The organism is Sphingomonas faeni (assembly GCF_040407565.1).
Classification (GTDB): Bacteria; Pseudomonadota; Alphaproteobacteria; order Sphingomonadales; family Sphingomonadaceae; genus Sphingomonas; species Sphingomonas faeni_F.
This window is the reverse complement of sequence record NZ_JAPZPR010000013.1, coordinates 56,957-76,370: the sequence shown is the minus strand read 5'-3', so window position 1 is coordinate 76,370 and position 19,414 is coordinate 56,957. Positions and strand designations below refer to the sequence as shown.

At 61.3% G+C, this 19,414-nt stretch carries 21 protein-coding genes and 1 pseudogene; 18 read left to right on the top strand and 4 right to left on the bottom strand.

Annotated elements, in window-relative coordinates:
- Positions 1-123: 123 nt before the first annotated feature.
- The 8 genes and pseudogenes from O6Y00_RS20425 to O6Y00_RS20390 form a co-directional block, all read left to right on the top strand.
- Positions 124-348, top strand: a pseudogene (locus O6Y00_RS20425) (thermonuclease family protein); the annotation flags it as partial.
- 158 nt (positions 349-506) lie between these two features.
- Complete coding sequence (locus O6Y00_RS20420) at positions 507-1,112, top strand: DUF7007 domain-containing protein (protein ID WP_353444366.1); 606 nt, start codon at positions 507-509, stop codon at positions 1,110-1,112.
- A gap of 231 nt (positions 1,113-1,343) precedes the next feature.
- Positions 1,344-1,988 carry a hypothetical protein gene (locus O6Y00_RS20415; protein ID WP_353444365.1) on the top strand — a complete coding sequence of 215 codons (645 nt, stop codon included), beginning with the start codon at positions 1,344-1,346 and terminating at the stop codon, positions 1,986-1,988.
- 13 nt (positions 1,989-2,001) lie between these two features.
- On the top strand, positions 2,002-2,298 hold the full coding sequence (locus O6Y00_RS20410; protein WP_353444364.1) for a hypothetical protein: 297 nt from the start codon (positions 2,002-2,004) through the stop codon (positions 2,296-2,298).
- A gap of 19 nt (positions 2,299-2,317) precedes the next feature.
- Positions 2,318-2,617, top strand: coding sequence for a hypothetical protein (locus tag O6Y00_RS20405; protein ID WP_353444363.1), 300 nt, complete (start codon positions 2,318-2,320; stop codon positions 2,615-2,617).
- A gap of 76 nt (positions 2,618-2,693) precedes the next feature.
- Positions 2,694-3,209: a hypothetical protein gene (locus O6Y00_RS20400; protein WP_353444362.1), complete on the top strand. Its 516-nt coding sequence runs from the start codon at positions 2,694-2,696 to the stop codon at positions 3,207-3,209.
- A 12-nt stretch (positions 3,210-3,221) separates the two neighbouring features.
- Positions 3,222-4,631 (top strand): hypothetical protein, encoded by a 1,410-nt coding sequence (locus tag O6Y00_RS20395; protein WP_353444361.1) that lies wholly within the window; start codon positions 3,222-3,224, stop codon positions 4,629-4,631.
- 386 nt (positions 4,632-5,017) lie between these two features.
- A complete protein-coding gene (locus tag O6Y00_RS20390) occupies positions 5,018-6,979 on the top strand; it encodes a hybrid sensor histidine kinase/response regulator (protein ID WP_353444360.1) in 1,962 nt (653 codons plus the stop codon).
- A gap of 192 nt (positions 6,980-7,171) precedes the next feature.
- Here O6Y00_RS20390 and O6Y00_RS20385 read toward each other — a convergent pair whose 3' ends face one another.
- Positions 7,172-8,092 carry a LysR family transcriptional regulator gene (locus tag O6Y00_RS20385; protein ID WP_353444359.1) on the bottom strand — a complete coding sequence of 307 codons (921 nt, stop codon included), beginning with the start codon at positions 8,090-8,092 and terminating at the stop codon, positions 7,172-7,174.
- 107 nt (positions 8,093-8,199) lie between these two features.
- On the opposite strand from O6Y00_RS20385, the gene O6Y00_RS20380 reads away from it, so the two are divergent.
- Together O6Y00_RS20380 and O6Y00_RS20375 are read left to right on the top strand one after the other, a co-directional pair.
- Positions 8,200-9,189: an alpha/beta fold hydrolase gene (locus tag O6Y00_RS20380; protein ID WP_353444358.1), complete on the top strand. Its 990-nt coding sequence runs from the start codon at positions 8,200-8,202 to the stop codon at positions 9,187-9,189.
- 157 nt (positions 9,190-9,346) lie between these two features.
- Positions 9,347-9,655 carry a hypothetical protein gene (locus O6Y00_RS20375; RefSeq protein WP_353444357.1) on the top strand — a complete coding sequence of 103 codons (309 nt, stop codon included), beginning with the start codon at positions 9,347-9,349 and terminating at the stop codon, positions 9,653-9,655.
- 148 nt (positions 9,656-9,803) lie between these two features.
- Here the strand turns inward: O6Y00_RS20375 and O6Y00_RS20370 are convergent, their stop codons facing one another.
- On the bottom strand, positions 9,804-10,295 hold the full coding sequence (locus O6Y00_RS20370; RefSeq protein ID WP_353444356.1) for an RrF2 family transcriptional regulator: 492 nt from the start codon (positions 10,293-10,295) through the stop codon (positions 9,804-9,806).
- Positions 10,296-10,381: 86 nt separating this feature from the next.
- On the opposite strand from O6Y00_RS20370, the gene hmpA reads away from it, so the two are divergent.
- Genes hmpA through O6Y00_RS20345 form a run of 5 tightly spaced genes read left to right on the top strand, consistent with a single transcriptional unit; the run spans position 10,382 to position 14,725 of the window.
- Positions 10,382-11,575: an NO-inducible flavohemoprotein gene (gene hmpA, locus O6Y00_RS20365; protein WP_353444355.1), complete on the top strand. Its 1,194-nt coding sequence runs from the start codon at positions 10,382-10,384 to the stop codon at positions 11,573-11,575.
- 10 nt (positions 11,576-11,585) lie between these two features.
- A complete protein-coding gene (locus O6Y00_RS20360; RefSeq protein WP_353444353.1) occupies positions 11,586-12,659 on the top strand; it encodes an NAD(P)H-dependent flavin oxidoreductase in 1,074 nt (357 codons plus the stop codon).
- A complete protein-coding gene (locus O6Y00_RS20355) occupies positions 12,659-13,048 on the top strand; it encodes a tautomerase family protein (RefSeq protein WP_353444352.1) in 390 nt (129 codons plus the stop codon). Before O6Y00_RS20360 ends, O6Y00_RS20355 begins: the two co-directional genes overlap by 1 nt.
- Complete coding sequence (locus tag O6Y00_RS20350) at positions 13,045-13,962, top strand: EamA family transporter (protein WP_353444351.1); 918 nt, start codon at positions 13,045-13,047, stop codon at positions 13,960-13,962. The genes O6Y00_RS20355 and O6Y00_RS20350 overlap by 4 nt, the downstream gene beginning before the upstream one ends.
- A 37-nt stretch (positions 13,963-13,999) precedes the next feature.
- A complete protein-coding gene (locus O6Y00_RS20345) occupies positions 14,000-14,725 on the top strand; it encodes an HPP family protein (protein ID WP_353444350.1) in 726 nt (241 codons plus the stop codon).
- Between the two features lie 367 nt (positions 14,726-15,092).
- On the opposite strand, the gene O6Y00_RS20340 is transcribed toward O6Y00_RS20345, so the two are convergent.
- Positions 15,093-15,773 carry a B3/B4 domain-containing protein gene (locus tag O6Y00_RS20340; protein WP_353444349.1) on the bottom strand — a complete coding sequence of 227 codons (681 nt, stop codon included), beginning with the start codon at positions 15,771-15,773 and terminating at the stop codon, positions 15,093-15,095.
- 10 nt (positions 15,774-15,783) lie between these two features.
- Positions 15,784-16,653, bottom strand: coding sequence for an EamA family transporter (locus O6Y00_RS20335; RefSeq protein ID WP_353444348.1), 870 nt, complete (start codon positions 16,651-16,653; stop codon positions 15,784-15,786).
- 107 nt (positions 16,654-16,760) lie between these two features.
- Between O6Y00_RS20335 and O6Y00_RS20330 the strand changes: the two genes are divergently transcribed.
- The 3 genes from O6Y00_RS20330 (at position 16,761) to O6Y00_RS20320 (ending at position 19,379) form a co-directional block, all read left to right on the top strand.
- Entirely contained in the window at positions 16,761-17,234 is a 474-nt protein-coding gene (locus tag O6Y00_RS20330) for an Lrp/AsnC family transcriptional regulator (RefSeq protein ID WP_353444347.1), read from the top strand.
- A 155-nt stretch (positions 17,235-17,389) separates the two neighbouring features.
- On the top strand, positions 17,390-17,710 hold the full coding sequence (locus O6Y00_RS20325; RefSeq protein WP_353444346.1) for a DMT family transporter: 321 nt from the start codon (positions 17,390-17,392) through the stop codon (positions 17,708-17,710).
- Positions 17,711-18,086: 376 nt separating this feature from the next.
- Positions 18,087-19,379 (top strand): hypothetical protein, encoded by a 1,293-nt coding sequence (locus O6Y00_RS20320; protein WP_353444345.1) that lies wholly within the window; start codon positions 18,087-18,089, stop codon positions 19,377-19,379.
- The last annotated feature ends 35 nt before the right edge of the window (positions 19,380-19,414 follow it).

Genomic DNA, 19,414 nt, shown 5'->3' with positions numbered 1-19,414 from the left:
TCGCCAATCACGTCACTTATCGTAACGGATCTCACGATGTCAGAAAACACGAGATAAGGGGCTGATGCCTTTGAAAAAAGGCAATTATGTCGAAATACGGATGGCTGCTGGCCGTGCGGCAAGGCGGCACAGGACTATGCGTCGAAGCTGCTGAAATCGGGAAGCAGTACGATCCGCCTGACGGGCAAGCAAAGCTACGGTCGTCCGATTGGAACGGTCGAGATCGGAGGCCAGGACCTTGGCGAGAGCATGATCGCTGCCGGCCTTGCCGTGCCGGCGACCAGCTACCTGAAGAGTGACCCTGAGCGTGCCCAGCGTTATCTCGCCGCTTATGAAAACGCCGAGGCCAGACATGCCGGCGTGCATGCCGGCTACTTCATCGATCCGGCAAAATGGCGTCGCGGCGAACGCCTCTCGTGCGAAGCCCGGGGGCAAAAGCAGCCGAGAGCGCTAAATCGCTTGGGAGAGAAGGGGGGAGGGGAAGGGTATCGATCAAGGAGACGATCATGCTCGCTTTCACTTCGACTCCCGCGCCCGTGCATACGCTCTGGGACACCCCCGATACCGCGATCCAGCGCCTGCCAGGCATCTGGTTCGTTACCACCCCCTCGCATGGCGGCTTCGTCCTGTCGGATGAGCGTCAGGCTGCGATGCCGGACGCGCTGCGCCTCGACAGCATCTACTACGAGGAGGACGTCAACTGGTCGCTGGTAGTCATCGGGTTCGAGACCGAGTTCGCAGCGCTGAAAGACCCGCTGTTCGATATCGAGCGCGACCTTGCCCATCAGACCGCACGTCACTGGCGACCGATGCAGTACGGTGCCTTCACCGGCGAGGTTATCAGCCCAAGCGATAGCTACGTCCTGAAGAAGGTAACGCTCTACGAGGCCGCGATCGGAGAGATCGGGGTACGCTCAGCGTCCGGAGACTGGGCCGACTGGGTGCCCAAGGGCAAGATCGGCGTCACCGGGCAACGCATCACCGGCTGCGATCATCTGGGCTTTGCACAGTATGAAGGCCCGGACTTCAAAGGCCTGTGTGATGCAGCACACTACGACAGCTCACGCCCGATCAACACCTTTGCGGCTCTTCATGTCGAACTGGTGCCGTGACGATCGGGAACGTCGTCGCCCTACCCCCCTCTGGCCAACGGAGGGGGAGGGGGCCGACTAAAGGCCGGAAAGATGTTGCCAAAATCCGGCAACATCTTTCCCGAGACGTGCCCAAGCGCCCAGCCCTGAGGGGCTGACGATACGAGCGCAAACCGGGTGTCGCGGGAGAAGAGAGGGGGGTGAAGAGTGTGCGCCGAAAGAGCGCACGGTCCTCATTCGGAGCATGCGTCGATGATTTACGATGTGCCTTTCCGCCACCAACAAGCGCTGGACCCGAGCGCCCTCAACACCGTCGTCGCGACATTGCACGCGATCGAAAAAGCGGTCGACGACTGCCGCAATGCCGGCGTCGATCCCAACAGCGACCCCGCTGTCGTGCTGCTGGCGCGTCACATGGCAACCGTGTCGACCAATCGGGCGGCCCGCGACGTACTTCGCCACGCCTGCACGCGCCGCCTCGCAGACCTGAAGCGGTTCCCGACACTGCTGGCGCTCGCAATCCGCGGCGTGGAATATGATGCCGGCGCCAAGGAGCGTTTCCATATCGAAGCGACCGAGGCGATGAACGCCCTCGCCGCCTGCATCGGCTTGGCACCGGGGACATTCGAGGTAGTGTCGCTTCAGGGGGAACGCGATCAATCCGGCCATGTCACGCTGGCGGCCGGCGAGTTTGCCGTCACTGTCAGGATCGGCGCCCGCCACGAGGGTCGCGAGGTAGCGTACCGGGCTGTCTGCGATAGCACGAGCCCGCCCGACCACTACGCGCCGATAGCCGATCTGCTGAAGCCGGACCGCTTTGCTGATCGCCTGCGCCGCGATCTGTCGATCGCCGTCCGACCGGTCGCGCCTGCCGCCCCGGTCCTGATCGCCGCCTGAAGGAGTGATGCCTATGCACATCCATGACGCGCTCGCGGTTGCACGAGCTGACGCCACGCGCATTGCGCACTTCATGGAGCGACGGGAGCGTTTCCTAGATGCCCTCGACTGGTCGATGCTCACCGAGGATCACGCACGGCAGTCGGCGATGATCGACGATCTGCTCGAGGGGGATATGGCCGATGCCGTCCTTTATATCGACTGGCTTGTCGAGCGGCTGGCTGGTGATGCTGAACAGGTCCCTGGCGTACTCCGCTTTACGCCGCATCCGCACCCGTGGCAGCTTGCGTGGATCACGCTTGCTTCCTGACCGACTGGGGGATTAATTGATGAGCCGTCATACTTTCACCGGCAACGCCGGCACCACCGTAGCGATCGGTTGGGATCGTCCCTTGGCGACGTTCTTCGTGCAGGTCCTGCGTCCTCACCCGACCATGAAAGGCGAGGAAGACATGGTCGAATGGCAGGGTACTGAGCCCGACGAGCTACCGACCGCATCAGCGGCGATCGAGATTGCCGCCCGCTATGCCGACCTGCCTGAAACGCTCGGCGCTACGCTTGAGACCGACCGCCTCAAGACGCTCGGATCTGTCGACGGACCGGCGCAGCGGTTCCTTTATCGATCCTGAGCACCACGCTTCGCGGCGGTTAAAGAGAAGGGGGATGGGGTTTAGGTCGATCCAGGTGGATCGATGGAGATACCCCATGTCCTACATTATCAATATTGGTGGCGCACCGGCCAACGAGGACTGCGCCCAACTCGGCCAGACGCCGGACTTCAAGGTCGTGAACACGTTCGAGGTCTTGGCCTACAAGCTGGCGATCATCGCGCGGCACGGCATGCCGCCCGCCGGCTGCAAGCTTGGACCGCACACGAACCGACATGACTTTGGCGTCTATCGGACGCTTGCCCTCCACATCGAGGACGAGGAAGACGAAGAAGTTCAGGCGTATGCCGAGGCGGTAGAGGAAGGTCTGGGGTCATGGCTCGAGGCCGGATTTACGCCCCCGGTCATCTACGCTGGTTCGGTCGCCAAGATCGAACGCCTCGACCACGTCGAGCTGGTGATCGGTGCGCTACTGACGACGAGGCCGAACGCCGACGAGACGTTCCCAATCGCTGACTTCGGTATCCTTCACGGCCACCTCGCAGCGGCCTTTCCGCAACAGGCGGAGGCCGCGCCAACGTCTGATTGCAGCGTAATCCCGCCCATCCTCTGAAGGATTGAGCCAATGCTGATGCTGCAATCGCAGCCCACCGGGATCGTCCCGGCGGGAGCGTTCACCCTTGTCCGGTCACCGCGTGACGCCGAGGCCGTAGAGCCGGACTATTTTGATTCCACCGATATGCGTTGCTGGCTGACGCGTGGCCGGTCGGTCGAACAGGCAACCGAGCTGGCCCTGATCTGGCGATCCTATCCGGATTTGCCACTCACGGCGCCACTGGAGGACCGGATGGCGCGGGGACGCGAACGTATCGCGGCGATGAATCCATTGAACGACGCTATCACTGCCAGGACGGAGGCCGACCGGCAGACACGGAACTTCGCCTTCATGGAATTGCGCGCCCGGGAAGGGACGATTGTCGATAGCGAGATTGCGATCCTGCGTGGTCGGGATCGCTACGGCTATGACTGGGATCTTGCCGTTGCCTACGCGAGCGGGTGGACCGCGGCCGACGCCGGTTGGGAGCATCGCTTTTGCGCCGATGGCTCGCGCCGGCAGGACGCAAAGCGCGAGGCCTATGACCGTGGTTTTGCCGATGGTGGCGGTGACCAGACCGACCTGTTTGACGCCGCGCGCCGCAGCAACCTCGCCGCCATTCGCCGGGATAATCAACGCCCGGTAGCGCCGCTACCGCCGAGGGCACGACCGGCGCCGAGCAGCTGGCCCAAGCCGAACGATCATGCCCGCCCAACGCGGTGGTCTAGACGTCTGCTGATTGTCTCTGACGCAACGATCGAAGAGGTGACGCCGGGGTTGATGCGTGTCTCGAGTCTGCGCCTCGTTGATGAGATCCGCGCCCGACCCGGCACCGAGGCCATGACGATCGTCACGATCGACCGCCATGACGGCTTCGTCGTGAATGGCTGCCCGGCTGAGACGAAAGTGCCGATCGCGGCTTCCCGCGCCGACGAAATGATCGCGGATCCTAGCCACGGCGATGCCCTCCGCGCCATCCTCAGTGGACACGAGATCGATGACGTCCTGATAGCGGTTCAGGGCGACTACCTTCGCATCGTCGACGCCTTCGCAAGCGCATTGCCGCTGTGTGCGAACATGGAGCGATCGCAAAACTCGCTTCTTCAACAGCGGGCGCATCTGCGCTGCTGGCTCGACCGCGGCTATGACGGGACCGACAATCTTGGCGCCGGCCACATCCGTTGGGGCAAGGCGATCAAGGGCCTGACCGGCAAGCTCGGTGAGTTCACAGCCCGCCACGTCGGTCCAGCGCCGCGCCGCGGCCACCTGATCCGGATCGAGGCCGAAGGAGGCACGCTCGCCGAAGGCTACGCCACCTCCACCGGCGAACGTCTCGCGACCGAGATCACCGTCTCTAACAAGACGAACATCCGCCGCGAAATGGCAGCGGCCCTGCGCGCCTTTGGCGGCGCCACCCGCCTGATGGACGTCTGCGGCTGACGCCGCGGCACCCGCTTTTCCAACTTGGGGCACAAGACAAAAGTGGATTCTGCGTACGCTAGGAGCGAACGGACAACGAACGACGACACTTGGAGAGAAGCAATCCGACCGCTTTCCGGGAGGTAGGTTTGATAGATGCCACCGTGTCGCGCTGCTGCCTTTCTCGAAAACGATCGAGAAATGGGAAGGCCCAGGCATTCCCAAAACTGATCTCGATCGTCGAAACCGACCGAAACGTTTAGGCAGCTTGTACCCATCACGTACTGCTTGCGGTGCGTCTCGCATCACGCTCTTTTCGTTCTACTGGTAGCACGCCTATATTGAGGTACGTGAACCGCTTACGAGGTAAGTCATTGCAATTTGACGTGTTGACGGGCGGCGGGTGCATGGGCGCAGCGATGCGCGCTCACGACTGGACCAATTCACCGCTAGGCGTGCCCGATCACTGGCCGCAGCCACTCAAAACGCTGGTGGGTGTCCTCCTTGCGGCTGATCAACCCATGTTCATTGGCTGGGGTCCGGATCACATCCTGCTCTATAATGATGGCTACGCGCCCATGCTGGCTGATCGTCATCCCTTGGCCCTTGGCAGGCCGTTTTTTGACGTATGGCCCGAGGTGCAGACGGAATTAACGCCGTTATTTGACGCGGTGAGCCGGGGCGAGCCGGTTCATATGTCAGACCTTTCGCTCGATCTCGATCGTCCCGGCAGGGGCAGGGAGGCGCACTTTGCCTTCAGCTACACGCCGGTCCGAAGCGAGGCGGGCACCGTAGAAGGGCTGTTCTGCGCCTGCACCGAGACGACCGAGCATGTCATTGCCGAGCGCCAATCTTCGGCTGCGCGCGACCGGCTGTTCGCGATGACCCGTGACCTCTTTGGCGTGGCGACTTTCGAGGGGAACCTGAAGACGATCAATCCAGCCTGGGCCACTGTCCTCGACCGTACCCATGAGGAGCTGACCAGTCGCCCCTTTGCGGAGATCATTTATCCTGACGACCTTGCGACCACGGCCGAAGTGGTGGAAACCCTGATGCGGGGCGAGCCGGTCCACCAATTCCATGTGCGTTTGCTAAAGGCAGACGGCACTCCGATCGCTTTTGCATGGTCGGCAGTGCCCGACGCCGTTCCGGGCAGTGGCATCTTCTATACGGTGGGGCGCGACATCACGGAGGATCAGAACCGTGAAGAGATGCTGCGCCAAAGCCAGAAGATGGAGGCCGTCGGCCAGCTTACCGGTGGCCTGGCGCACGATTTCAACAATCTGCTGACCGGCATGATGGGCAATCTGGAATTGCTCCAGATGCGCGTTGCACGTGGACGCACGGACGATCTCGATCGCTTCATCTCGGCTGCGCAGGGGGCGGGTCGCCGCGCCGCATCCCTGACCCAACGCTTGCTGGCCTTCTCACGTCGGCAGACGCTCGATCCCAAGCCGACGGATGTTCACCGCCTCATCCGTGGCATGGAGGACTTGCTTACGCGCACGGTTGGTCCAGAAACGGCCATCGTAGTTGCCGACGCCTCAGACCTCTGGCCGGCAATGATCGATGCCGCGCAATTGGAAAATGCCTTGCTCAATCTGAGCATAAACGCGCGTGACGCCATGCCTGGCGGTGGCCGCATCACGATCGAGGCCGGCAACAAGCGTCTGGATCAACGCGGCGCTCTCCGGCACGACATGGACCCCGGCGATTATCTGTCGATCTGCGTCACAGATACCGGCACCGGCATGGAGCCGCAGGTGATCGAGCGTGTGTTCGAGCCGTTCTTCACGACCAAACCTATCGGGCAGGGCACCGGGCTTGGTCTCTCGATGGTGTATGGCTTCGCCCGCCAATCCGGCGGTCAGGTTCGCATCTATTCCGAAGTGGGAATGGGCACGACTGTCTGCATCTACCTTCCCCGGTATCATGGCGAGCCTGTGAATGACGCGCCGGACGGTTCACCGTCCGGGCAGATCAAAGCCGGCGGGGAAACCGTGCTGGTGGTTGATGACGAAGCGACCATCCGTCATCTGATCGACGAGGTGCTGGACGAACAGGGCTATACCGTGATCGGTGCGGGCGACGGCGCGGCCGGGATCAAAGTCCTGCAATCCGGCGCCAGGATCGACCTGCTGATCACCGACGTCGGTTTGCCCAACGGAATGAACGGCCGCCAGGTGGCCGATGCGGCAAGGTCGCTCAGGCCCGGACTGAAGGTGTTGTTCATCACCGGCTACGCCGAGAACGCAGCGGTCGGGAACGGCTATATGGAACCCGGTATGGAGCTGCTGACCAAGCCGTTCACAATTGAGGCTCTGTCGATGAAGGTAGCGGATATATTGAAACTATCGCCATCTACCTAACGGCCGTTTTACGCATGCCGCTTCCACCGTTTTTCTCGAAAAGGATGCTATTTCGAGAATCGACCTACCCGCTCGCGCATCGGATATCCTCGAGGCGGGATGCTTGAAATGGGCGCATGGCGACCACCGTCGCCGAACCGTTGGTCGAGCACCAGCGACTACAAGAAACACGGCGTTGGCCATCGAAGCTGTTTATGATGGGATCGACGCTGGAGTAATTGAAGCGTCGACGTCAGCTAGTAGACGTCTAAGTGCGGGCACCAGATGGTCAACCAATGCGCGCACAGGCCCTCTCGCAGCGCGTTCGGCTGGGAAGATCAGATTGGCAGGAACGGTTGGCTCTTCCCATTCCGGCAAAAGCCGGCTCAGCCGTCCTTCTGCGATAGCATCGGCGACTTGATAGGAACGGGCTTGGATCAAGCCGTGCCCGCGCATGGATGCATCGATGACAGCGGCTGCATTGTTAATGCTGAGCCGTGGTCGGACGCGAACCGACCGCCGTTGCCGAGTGGTGCCGACCGGGCTGGCGAACGCCCAGAGTTCACCCTCGGCTTCTACCTCAAGACCGATGCAGGCGTGGTTCGTAAGATCGGCAGGATTGGTCAAAGCCCCCGCGTTTTTCAAATAGGTTGGTGCGGCACAAAGTAGCGTTCGGACTTCGCCAATCCTGATCGCGCTAAGCGATGAGTCAGCAAGCGGCGCCAACCTCACTGCAAGATCGACACCTTCGCCAACGAGATTGACCAACCGGTTCACCAGAAGGACCCGCGCAGATACCAACGGATGCTTTTCGAGGAACGTTTCGAGGAGCGGCAGGACAGCGATGCGACCAAAGAGCTCAGGCGCCGTGAGGACGATACGTCCATGAAGAGCCGCGCCAGTTTCAGCCGGTCCGAGTTCGCTCAGCTTCGCTAACACGTCACGCCAAACCGCCAGATAACGCTCGCCAGGTTCGGTCAGGCTGAGCTTGCGGGTGGAACGTAACAACAGGGTTTCGCCAGCGTTCAGCTCCAGTAACGCCACCGCCCGTGTCACTGCCGCGGGCGATCGGCCGTAACGCTTGGCAGCCGAGGCAAGCGATCCGCCTTCCACCGCAGCGACGAACAGTGACATGGCCTCAAGACGATCCATCGTTTCGGAAATTGCAATCAAGCTTGTCGGTTTGCAAGCCTTATGGCGAAAACCTGCAACTCCTAAATTGTGGTCAGCAAGGAGGCCCTATGCGCCGCAAGCCGACCAACTACCCACGCAGAACCATTCTCTCGTCACTTGTAGCGGGACCGGTACTGGCGATCATTCCGGGCCTTCTCACGGCCAAACCACTGCGATCAAAGGAACAGTCTGTGTCCACTATTCACTACCGCCGCCAGAAGGTTGGCGAGGTTGAGGTCTTCTACCGCGAAGCCGGCCCCGCTGACGCTCCAGTCCTGCTGCTGCTCCATGGTTTCCCCTCAGCGAGCCACATGTTTCGTGACCTGATCCCGCTGCTGGCGGATCGTTACCGCGTCATCGCCCCCGATCTGGCGGGCTTCGGTCAGACCAAGGCTCCTCCGCGGGGCAAGTTCACATACAGCTTCGACCAGCTTGCCATGGTCCTGGGGGGCTTCGTCGATGCGATCGGCCTGACGCGCTATGCGTTATACATCTTTGACTATGGCGCGCCTGTCGGTTTGAGGTTGGCCATGCAGCATCCCGAACGCGTGACTGCGCTCATCAGCCAGAACGGCAACGCGTATGAAGAGGGTTTCAGCGACCAATGGGGTGCGTGGCAGGCTTACTGGCGCGACCCCACCAACGCGCACCGCGACGCCTGCCGCGCTTCTTTGTCGCCGGACACGATCCGCAACTGGCAATACGCCACGGGGGCGGATCCAGCGCTGCTGTCGCCGGACGGTTACGAGTTGGACATCGCCTATATGGCGCGCCCCGGCGCAGATGAAATCCAACTCGATCTCATCCTCGACTATCGCAGCAACGTAGCGTTGTACCCCGCCTTTCACGCCTATTTCCGCAAACATCGTCCGCCGCTGCTCGCGGTTTGGGGGCGGCATGATCCGGCGTTTATCCCGGCCGGTGCACAAGCTTATCGACAAGACCTGCCTGAGGCAGAAATACACTTGCTCGATGCCGGGCACTTCGCACTGGAAACGCACCACGCGGAAATCGCGCGTCACATGCGTGACTTTTTGGAACGCAAGGTCGCCGCCTGACCAATGAGGATCTGATGGTCCTGGCTAGGGCAGGCTGCGATAGCGCACTACATGAAGGCTCGTATGGCCGCCTCGTTCGTTGCACTTGGCGGAACGGGAATATGACCCTCAAGTGGCGCCCGTTCCACCCCCGGCCATTAGCACCTCACGGAATCCCATGTCAGAACTAAATACGACTTCGAGTCCGGATACTGCCGCCGAAATCACCGCACTACGCCGCTCAACGATAATGATTGGCTGGGTGGCAACGGCGGCATCTGTCTCGATGTACATCGCCTATATCGACCAGATCTCGCGCAATCTGGACGGTGTGAAGGGTTCGGTCATTCAACCAGCGGCTGCATTCGTTGCGGCGACCCTGTGGACTCTCTACGGTGCCCTGCGCGCCAAATGGGACTTGCCTTTGGTCTGGGCAAACGTCCCGGGTATCATCCTGGCTGCCGCGGCTTTCGTCACCGCTTTGTAGGAACGCCCTGCCGGCCAGCGATGGATACCGCAGGCCGGATAGGTGGCATCGCCGTTTCGAAACGGCGATCGAGGCCATCAGTACTTTCCCGAAGGGATCGTTTGCGGGAAGGCTGGAACCGAGCAATCGCGCAAGTAGGGCCATCCCGTCAGGAGTGTGGATCATCGCTCATGGTGATGCCGTCCGAGTCCAGAATGCCATCCGACACAGCAGCATCGGTATCTTTCAGTGCGAACAGTGCGCGAAGATCGGCTGGCCGGCTGGAGAGGTCCGCGATCGTGTAGCGGTCCAACGTGGCAAGGAACGCCCGCGTTGCTTCCGCCAGAATACGGGGCAAGCCACAAGCCGGCGCGATCACACACCCACCGCATTCGACAAGATCGAAGCCACCTTCTGTGTGCCTCACCAGGTCGCCCACGTTGATTTCCGCTGCCGGCCGAGCAAGCCGCAACCCGCCGTTCCGCCCGCGGACCGTCTCCACAAAGCCTGCACCTGCAAGGTCCTGTACCACCTTCATCAGGTGGTTTTGCGAGATAACGTAGCGTGACGCGATCCGACCGATCGAGGTCAACTCGTTCTCGTGCGCAGCGAGGTGGATCAGCACGCGCAGCGAATAATCGGTGTACCGGGTGAGCTTCATTTCACGGACCAAATACCAGTATCTGGGTTGCATGTATATGGCTGCGGGAATAGAGGCATTTTAAATACCTCTTTAAGGAGTCGCCCGTGTCCGCGTCGCTGTCACCCCAAACTATCGCCATCGTGAAGGCCACCGTCCCGGCGCTTGCCGAGCATGGCAGCGCCATAACCGGCGCGATGTATCGTCGGCTTTTCGAGGATGCGGAGATCGCAGCGCTGTTCAACACCGCCAATCAGGAGAACGGCGCACAGGTCCACGCACTGGCAACCGCGGTCCTCGCCTATGCACGCAACATCGAGAACCTTGGCGCACTTGGGCCTGCGGTCGAGCGGATCGCGCAGAAGCATATCGGCTATGCCATTCAGGCCGAACACTACCCCTATGTCGCGACTGCTTTGCTTGGCGCGATCGAGGAGGTGCTGGGCGACGCCGCTACTCCGGAAATCCTCACCGCATGGGGCGAGGCGTATTGGTTTCTGGCTAATATCCTGATCGGGCGTGAGGACACGATCCGGACCGAGATCATGACGCATGAGGGCGGTTGGACTGACTGGCGGACGTTCGCTATCGCCGAGCGCCGGCAGGAAAGCGAAGGCATCGTGTCCTTCATCCTCAAGCCCACCGATGGGGGGGCGGTGCTGCGGCATCTGCCCGGCCAGTATCTCACCTTGCGCTTCGACGTTGCCGGACCGCCCGGATTAAAGCGCAACTTCTCGATTTCGTCCGGCCCGAGCGACGATCATTACCGGATCACGGTAAAGCGGCAGGCAGACGGTGGAGCTTCGGCGTTCCTCCATGACAAGGGGCTTCCTGGCGTGATCGTGGAAACCACGCCGCCCGCTGGTGACTTCTTCCTCGCGGACGTGCCGGAGCGCCCGATCGTCCTATTGTCCGGCGGTGTAGGGCTGACTCCGATGGTAAGCATGATGGAGATGATCGCGGAAGCACATCCGACCGCGCGCGTCTGGTATGTCCACGGCACGGCGAGCCGCGAGGCGCACGCCCTCGACGCGCATATCCGCGAACTGGCCAGCAAGCATGGCGGGACGAAGGTTCACACCTTCTACGAACGGCGCGGCGAGGCGGACGATGCCGAGGCCGGGTTCGTTACGGTCGACTGGCTAAAGGCGAACACACCGTTCGATCAGGCCGACTTCTACCTCTGTGGCCCACGTCCGTTCCTGCGCTCTTTCGTGCCAGGCCTGATCGGTGCTGGCGTGCCTTCGGCACAGGTTCATTACGAGCTCTTTGGTCCGACCGATGAAGCACTCGCAGCATAAGGAGGCACCGATGCTAGATCGGCTCGGGATGACACTCCCCATCGTTCAAGCGCCAATGGCCGGCGTCTCAACGCCGACGCTCGCCGCCATCGTATCGAATGCAGGCGGTCTTGGGTCGATCGGGGTCGGCGCGACGGACGCCGATGGCGCACGCACGATGATCGAGGAAACACGCACGCGCATCGATCGCGCCAACGGCGCTTTCAACGTCAACCTGTTCGTCCATAGTAGCGTTACGGCTGATCCGGATCGGGAGCGGGCATGGCTGGAATGGCTGGCACCGTTGTTCGCCGAGTTCGAGGCAGAGCCCCCCAAGGCGCTCCGCACGATCTACAAGAGCTTTGTCGACGACGCGGACATGCTGGCGATGGTGCTGGCGTTGAATCCTCCCGTCGTCAGCTTTCATTTCGGCTTGCCGTCCGCCGATGCGCTATCGGCGCTGCGGACACGCGGCATCTATCTGCTCGCAACCGCCACCAGCCTGGAGGAAGCGCGCGAGATCGAGGCGGCCGGGATCGACGCGATCGTGGCACAGGGGATCGAGGCAGGCGGACACCGGGGCGTGTTCGATCCGGCAAAGCCCGACGACGCGCTTGGGACAGTGGCACTAACGCGGTTACTGGTGCGCGAAACGAAGCTCCCTGTCATTGCTGCCGGCGGGATCATGGACGGTGCAGGCATCGCTGCCGCGCTCGACCTGGGCGCTGTCGCGGCACAACTCGGCACCGCTTTCGTGGCCTGTCCGGAATCGGCCGCTGACGATGCCTATCGTGCTGCGCTTGCCGGGCCGGGTGCGTATCACACGACGCTGACGCCGCTGATTTCGGGGCGTCCTGCACGAGCGATTGCCAACCGTTTTACCGCGCTGGTTGATAAGCTCGCCGAACGCCTGCCGCCTGATTACCCGATCGCCTATGACGCCGGCAAAGCCCTTCATGCTGCCGCCAAGGCGCGGGGCGAACATGGCTTTGGAGCGCAATGGGCCGGGCAAGGCGCACCACTGTCGCGTGCCATGCCCGCTGCCAGCCTCATCAGGACACTCGTGGACGAACTACACACCATTCGCAATCGGAAGGACGCGTAATGCCACTGCTCAACATCCATATCGTCAAGGGCCGTTCGGCAGAGGCCGTCGCTGAACTACAGCAAGTCATCCATGAAGCGATGGTCGAGTCATTTCAGGTGCCGGTTCGCGATCGGTATCAGATCGTCACCGAACACGCGCCTTCCCACCTCGTCATGGAAGATACCGGGTTGGGCTTCGAGCGCAGCGAACAGCGTGTGCTGATCCACATGACGACGCGCCCGCGCTCGCAGGACATGAAGCAGGCTTTTTACCGACTGGTCACGACCGGCCTTGCCGAACGCTGCGACGTCGCGCCGCAAGACGTGATGTTCTCTGTGATCGAGAACAGTGACGCCGACTGGAGCTTCGGATTTGGTAAGGCGCAGTTCCTGACCGGCGACCTATGAGTACGCAGGGCGGGTTGCCGCCCCGCCATCTCGCACTGGCGCTGGCGATCGTCGCGATATGGGGGACCAACTTCGCTATCGTGCGGTTGGCGCTGGACGATTTCCCGCCCCTTCTGTTCGCAACGTTGCGGTTTGCCTTTGTGCTGGTCCCGGCGGCATTCTTCGTGCCGCGTCCGGCGATCCGCTGGCGCACGATCGCGATCTATGGTGGCGTGCTGTTCGTCGGTCAGTTCGGCTTGATGTTTTACGCCATGGACGGACTGATCTCCGCGGGCCTGGCTTCGCTTGTAATCCAGAGCCAGGTGTTTTTTACGATTCTCCTAGCCGTGGTGCTAAATGGTGAGCGCCTGCGTCCACCCGCGATAGTTGCGCTTCTGCTCGCTTTGTCGGGCATGGCTCTTCTCGTCGCGCGCGCTGACGGGGGCACTACTCTAGTCGGACTTGCGATGGTGATCGCGGCCGGACTGTGTTGGGCTAGCGGCAACCATATGGCGCGTACGATCGATAAGGACCACGTCCTTGGCTTGACGATATGGGCCTGCCTGTTCGCTACGCCATTGCTGGGCATTTCAGCGCTGTTGATCGAAGGACCGGGAGTAATCGAACGTTCGCTTGCCTCTGCATCCGTTGGCGCTTGGTTCGCTGTCGTCTGGCAGTCGGTAGGAAACACGCTGTTTGGTTATGGTCTTTGGGCGTGGCTCTTGTCCCGGCATCCAGCCGCAACGGTTGCTCCGCTTGCCATGCTGGTACCTGTGTTCGGCATCGGGACCGCTGCAATCGTATTGGCTGAGCCATTGCCGTTCTGGAAGCTTGGAGCTGCGGGGCTGGTGCTGGGCGGGCTTGTGGTCAACGTGATTGCAACGCGGTGGTCCGACCGTAGAGTACGTGAGGACGTGCTTGGCGAACCGGTCTGAAAAAAGGCTGCTATCCCCTGTATGCATTGAGACCCCTGTGCCATTTTTCAAACCTCTGCTCGCCGGCGCAACGCTGCCTGACCGGCTGATCGGGTCCATTGCGGCACTGATCGCCATTGCCCTCACAATCTACATGACGTTCCCACTCGTAGCGGCCGATCTACCTGCGATCGTGGCGCCCCTGGGCGCTTCCGCGGTACTGGTGTTCGCTGTGCCCGCAAGTCCATTGGCACAGCCTTGGCCGGTGATTGGAGGCAATGTCATCTCCACGCTGTTCGGTGTCGCGGCGTGGAACGTCATACCGGATGCGACGCTAGCAGCCGGTGTTGCGGTAGGAGGCGCGATACTCATCATGTCGCTGCTTCGCTGCCTGCATCCCCCTGGCGGTGCGGCCGCACTTACCGCTGTGATCGGTGCTCCCGACATCCACGCCGCCAGCTACGCCTTTGCGATTACGCCGGTCGGCATCAACTCGCTTATTCTAGTCGGGCTGGGCTTGGTATTTCACCGAATGGGCCGTCACTCCTATCCTCACCTGTCTACGCTTGCGCACAATACAGTCACCACCGCACAAGCGACGATCGGGTTTGCGTCAGAGGATATCGATGCGGCTCTGGCCGATATGCACGAGACTTTCGATATCAGTCGCGATGATCTGGAAACGCTATTTCTTCGTGCCGAATTTCATGCAGTGAGCCGGCACACGAACGTCGCCGAAATAAACGATCAAAATAAGCGAAACCGGCAGCCGCCAAAGCGGTAGCATCAAGCCTTGCGAGCGGTCACCGTTTCGCCACCTGACACAAGTCGCTGCGGGTCGGGCCACGGGGCTGCGTCGTCCTTGGTGATCCGGCGTACTACGGCAGGTTCGACTTCAGATCGAACGATGCTCTCACCTATCCCGGCGTGCCGAGCGAGTATTTCCAAGCTCTAAGCCTCACCGGTACAATGCCTGCCGGCGTCGTGGCCTACCATGCGGGCTTCAACGCGAAATAGAATGTCGGCGCGCAAGCGGCTTTGATGCTCTTCCCGAAGAGGAACCGCCAGCGAGAAGGCGCGGCGTTCCCGAAATCGATGGTTTTTCGAGAACTCGTAAAGGCCTTTCCTCAGGGTGTCGGTTGTTGGGTCAATCAGGCCGACTTTATCGTCGTGACGGACGCAGACGGTAAGATGCTTGTCAGGCCGCTCGACAGTGCGTGCCCGGCCTCTTGCAAGGCTTCGTTCGGCATTCCAGCAAGGGCTTCCAAAACGAACCACATGGATCGCTCGTTGCCGTTCAGCCGAGTGCGCGTCCCCTGCCGCCAGTTCCAGCGTCGGCAGGTCACACCCACGTCATCGCGCCAGACAACTTCGCCGGGCAACGGGTGCTCGATCGCAGGCTCGCCGTTGGACATGGTGTCAAAGGCTTCTGAGCCGTCCGCGATCGTGAGCCGTGGCACGCCCACATAGGCCCCCAGATTTTCACCTCCGACCGGAACAGCGTAGCGCAGGCTGATTGCGTTATACAGGTCCACCACCGGGTTGATCGACGGGAGCACGCCATCCTTCAGCACGCGCTTACGGAGCGCCTGCGCTGAACAAGGCGTTCGGTTCGGCTTCGCGCCAAACTGGGCATAGGTGTCCGCCCAAGCGGCTAAGTGTGCTTCCACCCATGGTGGACCACCATCGCGTACAAATTGGCAGGCTTCGACCAGCGCAGACGAAGGATTAGCGATAGCCGGCGCGTCTGGCGTGCTGACAAACAGATGAAGCGCACGAAAATCTGGTGCCAAGCGAATGACGGCGGGATCGATGATCGGGATATCCTGCATGTCTCAGTTCCTACTTCTTCGCCGTCGTGGCAGCGCCAATCGAGGAGCAAACGATCAACCCAATCGCGAGCCATTGTGAGATCGCTAGCGTTTCGCCGAGCACTACGAGGCCGACAAGCGCACCCACCGCCGGTTCCGCGCTCAAGAGTGTGCTGAAAGTATTAGTCGGCAGGCGCGGCAGAGCGATCATCTCTAGAGTGTAGGGGAGCGCACTCGATACGATGCCAACGACCAATCCGAGCGCCAGCACTTCGGGCTGAAGCATGGCGGTTCCGGCATGAAGGATACCGACCGGTGCAGTGACCAAAGCGGCTATCACCATGCCGCCTGCGACAGCGGCAATCCCATGATCTTCGCCTGCCTTCTTCCCTTTAAGGAGGTAAACAGCCCAGCAGGCTCCTGCGGCACCCGCCAAGGCTATGCCGCGCCAATCGAGGTGAGCGGCACCTCCCCAGATGGGCAGCAGCAGGGCAAGGCCTGCAACAGCAAGCGCGATCCACAGGAAGTCCGTCTTGCGCCGCGAAGTCAGCAGCGCGACGGCTAGCGGTCCGGTGAATTCGATTGCGATCCCGATACCCAACGGAATGAACGTGATCGCCTTGTAAAAGACAAGGTTCATGACACCCAACGCGACCCCGTAAGGTATGAGCGAACGCCAATCCGACGCGCTAAGGACGCGCCACGGCCGAAATACGACTGTCAGGACGCACGCGCTTACGATTAGGCGCAGGGCAGTCGCACCCTCCGGTCCGATGGCAGGAAAAAGCCACTTCGCGAACGACGCGCCGACGCTGATCGACAGAAGCGAACAGAACAGCGCGACGATAGCGCCGAGATCAGCGCGCGGACCAATCGGCCGCGCGATGGAGAATGTGGTCATGCAGGTCTCACGAAGAAGCGGGAGCCCAGGAGTTTAAATAGAACCGTCAACGAAGGTGATCAAAATGGGCTCGCTTACGATAAAGATTATCGACTAAGTTTCATGGGATGGAAAAACCGGTTTCACTCGACAGCTTTGATCTCAAGCTTCTGAAACTGGTACAGATCGACGCGCAGCAGCCCGTGGCGGAAATTGCTGAGGCGATAGGGCTCTCGACGCCGGCCTGTTACCGCCGCCTGCGTCGCCTACGCGAAACAGGCGTGATTGAGCGCGAGGTAGCGATCGTCCGGCCGCGAACGCTTGGCTGGCCGCTGTCCATGATTGTAATGGTCACGCTCGAACGTGAAGGCCCGAGCACGATTGGCGAAATGATGCACTTACTGGACCGGGAGCCGGAAGTGGTCGAAGCTTGGAACGTCACTGGCGACCATGACCTGGCAGTGCGGATCGTCGCTCGCGACATGGAGAGTTACGACGAACTGGCGCAGCGTCTGTTTTCAGCGAACGAGCGCGTGCGTAGTTTCAAAACTCTCGTGGTGATCCGGCAGGTGAAAGCGCTCGGCCCCATTCCCGTCGAGTGATGAGCTTGATGATGGCGCTTCTCTTAAGCCGTGCCTGCTAGCTGCCGTTGAAATATCGTGAATCTGCAATTATTTAAATGTGCGGTGACAACGTTCCCGGCCCAGAAGTTGGGTTAGAAGTCCGGGACGGCCCGGCAGCTTTTATGGAGGCTGCTGTGGCGTGGATCGCACTTGTTTTTGCTGGTTTGTTCGAGATTGTCTGGGCGTCGGCCATGAAGCAATCTCATGGCTTTACCCGGCTCTGGCCAAGCCTCATTACCGGCGCAGGCATGTTGATCAGCTTCGGCCTTCTTGCATCGGCAATGCGTGTTCTACCGTTGGGAACGGCTTACACAATTTGGACCGGCATCGGCGCGGTTGGCGCGTTTGTTGTCGGCATTATGGTTTTCGGCGAGGCAATGACCGCGATGCGCCTCCTAGCTGCCTTGCTTATCGTCAGTGGCCTCGTCTTGATGAAGCTGTCCTCGGCTGCTTGATCTTCGACGTTCAACAAGCGGCTTACTCAAGCTTCTCGAAAAGGAAGGCGCAGCGAGAAAGCCGGGCAGAATCGTTCTCTTGATGCGCCCAGGGGAGCTACTTTCTCGAAATCTGTTCCCGATTGAGTTTTCTCAAAACAGGCCGTCGTATATGGGAAAGCGGGAATATTTCTGCACGGCAGATGGCCGGCTTCGAGACGCCAAGATGATTCACTGACCGTCGATACTGGTGCTGGTGATGGACACCGCCGAGGAAGAACGCGCACGCGCCGCGGTGCTGAAGAGCGAGACGCCCGGCTAATCAGCCAAGGCGGCGCAGGAGAGGAGAGGGGTGAGAGGAGGGAGACCGGAATAGGCCGGACAGGATCCTTCCCCCATGCGCACTCGCTACATAGCAACTTTCGCCGATACGATCCGGACCGACCCGGTGACGCTTGCGCGGGAATATCTCTCCGCCCGCGATGCAACCGAACACGAGTTTCAGACCGACGAGGCACGCTCTGCCTATGTCGACGTCCTGTCGGCGCTCGGCTACTTTCAGCACCGGACGGCGTTTGCCCGCGCGCTTGCCCAGTTCGACGTCCGCCAAGAGGCCGTGGACACAACGCGACAGGACAATCATCTGCGCCCGATCGCGTGGTCGTTCGGGGAGGGAGCCACGTTCCCCGGCGTCACTGATGACACGAACTGGAACGGCTTCCTCAACGTCAGGGTGCCGGTCTCGGCATGGCCCTACGTGCTGGCCGAGCTGATCGACGGCGCGGATGGCGATGCCGAGACGATCGAGGGATACCGACGGCTAGGCATTACCGAAGGTCTGGTTTGCCTGTCCCACGGGTTCACCATCCATGAGGTGATCCCGACGTGGCCGTCGTTCTTTCCCGACTATGCGATCGACACGATGGTGCCGATACCGCCGGAATGGTCCGAGATGAGCTGGCGGCACGAAACGGCACCGAGCTTCGGACCTTGCGTCGGTCCGATGGGCGAGGCCGCACAGATCTGGATCGACTACGAACAGGCGGCGATGCGCGAATTCCCGGAGAGCGCAAGGTTCACCTTTAGCCGTCGTGACGCAGTCGGCGAACTGACGGTCGCCTATGCGGGCGACGACTATGCCGAGGCCCTTAGGCATATTGCGATCGAGACACTCGCCTGCGCATTCGCACACGGTCTCGCAGAACAGCTCGATCCGGATGAGTGGCGCCAGATGCGCCTACGGAACCAGACGATCGCAGCTGGTGTCTGTGCGTCGCACGACTTCCTCGACGCCAACATGGTCATGTTGGCGGCGTGGCAAGCTACACGCCCGCCCGCGATCGTCGGGAATGGCGATGCCGATGCACTCGGCACCGACCTCGCTCACGTCAACGCCGCCTGGGAAGTCGCCACCCGCTATTACCTGACGGCCTCGGACGAGGCGGCCCGGTTCGACACCTGGCGTGTAACGGGGCGCGATGTGCAGAGCCTTGCCGCGGCGGGTCACAATCTGGCGACAATCCCACCATCGGATAGCCCAGGCCGGGTCTACTCGGTCGGCTTCGTCCGAGCACATGGGACCGACTGGATCGTCGACGTCGGGAACACCAGCCGGAGCTTCGACCACCTGATCGATGCGGAGGCTCACCTCTGGTCGGTCTTCGCATCCGACGAGTGTCGCTACGCCTGAGCGGTGGAACGTCCGCGCAACGGGTAGAGAGGCCG

What these genes read in the sequence shown, in the direction of transcription:
- O6Y00_RS20420 (WP_353444366.1), top strand. Translation starts at nt 507, where the DNA reads ATGCTCGCTTTCACTTCGACTCCCGCGCCCGTGCATACGCTCTGGGAC.
- O6Y00_RS20415 (WP_353444365.1), top strand. Translation starts at nt 1,344, where the DNA reads ATGATTTACGATGTGCCTTTCCGCCACCAACAAGCGCTGGACCCGAGC.
- O6Y00_RS20410 (WP_353444364.1), top strand. Translation starts at nt 2,002, where the DNA reads ATGCACATCCATGACGCGCTCGCGGTTGCACGAGCTGACGCCACGCGC.
- O6Y00_RS20405 (WP_353444363.1), top strand. Translation starts at nt 2,318, where the DNA reads ATGAGCCGTCATACTTTCACCGGCAACGCCGGCACCACCGTAGCGATC.
- O6Y00_RS20400 (WP_353444362.1), top strand. Translation starts at nt 2,694, where the DNA reads ATGTCCTACATTATCAATATTGGTGGCGCACCGGCCAACGAGGACTGC.
- O6Y00_RS20395 (WP_353444361.1), top strand. Translation starts at nt 3,222, where the DNA reads ATGCTGATGCTGCAATCGCAGCCCACCGGGATCGTCCCGGCGGGAGCG.
- O6Y00_RS20390 (WP_353444360.1), top strand. Translation starts at nt 5,018, where the DNA reads ATGGGCGCAGCGATGCGCGCTCACGACTGGACCAATTCACCGCTAGGC.
- O6Y00_RS20385 (WP_353444359.1), bottom strand. Translation starts at nt 8,092, where the DNA reads ATGTCACTGTTCGTCGCTGCGGTGGAAGGCGGATCGCTTGCCTCGGCT.
- O6Y00_RS20380 (WP_353444358.1), top strand. Translation starts at nt 8,200, where the DNA reads ATGCGCCGCAAGCCGACCAACTACCCACGCAGAACCATTCTCTCGTCA.
- O6Y00_RS20375 (WP_353444357.1), top strand. Translation starts at nt 9,347, where the DNA reads ATGTCAGAACTAAATACGACTTCGAGTCCGGATACTGCCGCCGAAATC.
- O6Y00_RS20370 (WP_353444356.1), bottom strand. Translation starts at nt 10,295, where the DNA reads ATGAAGCTCACCCGGTACACCGATTATTCGCTGCGCGTGCTGATCCAC.
- O6Y00_RS20360 (WP_353444353.1), top strand. Translation starts at nt 11,586, where the DNA reads ATGCTAGATCGGCTCGGGATGACACTCCCCATCGTTCAAGCGCCAATG.
- O6Y00_RS20355 (WP_353444352.1), top strand. Translation starts at nt 12,659, where the DNA reads ATGCCACTGCTCAACATCCATATCGTCAAGGGCCGTTCGGCAGAGGCC.
- O6Y00_RS20350 (WP_353444351.1), top strand. Translation starts at nt 13,045, where the DNA reads ATGAGTACGCAGGGCGGGTTGCCGCCCCGCCATCTCGCACTGGCGCTG.
- O6Y00_RS20340 (WP_353444349.1), bottom strand. Translation starts at nt 15,773, where the DNA reads ATGCAGGATATCCCGATCATCGATCCCGCCGTCATTCGCTTGGCACCA.
- O6Y00_RS20335 (WP_353444348.1), bottom strand. Translation starts at nt 16,653, where the DNA reads ATGACCACATTCTCCATCGCGCGGCCGATTGGTCCGCGCGCTGATCTC.
- O6Y00_RS20330 (WP_353444347.1), top strand. Translation starts at nt 16,761, where the DNA reads ATGGAAAAACCGGTTTCACTCGACAGCTTTGATCTCAAGCTTCTGAAA.
- O6Y00_RS20320 (WP_353444345.1), top strand. Translation starts at nt 18,087, where the DNA reads ATGCGCACTCGCTACATAGCAACTTTCGCCGATACGATCCGGACCGAC.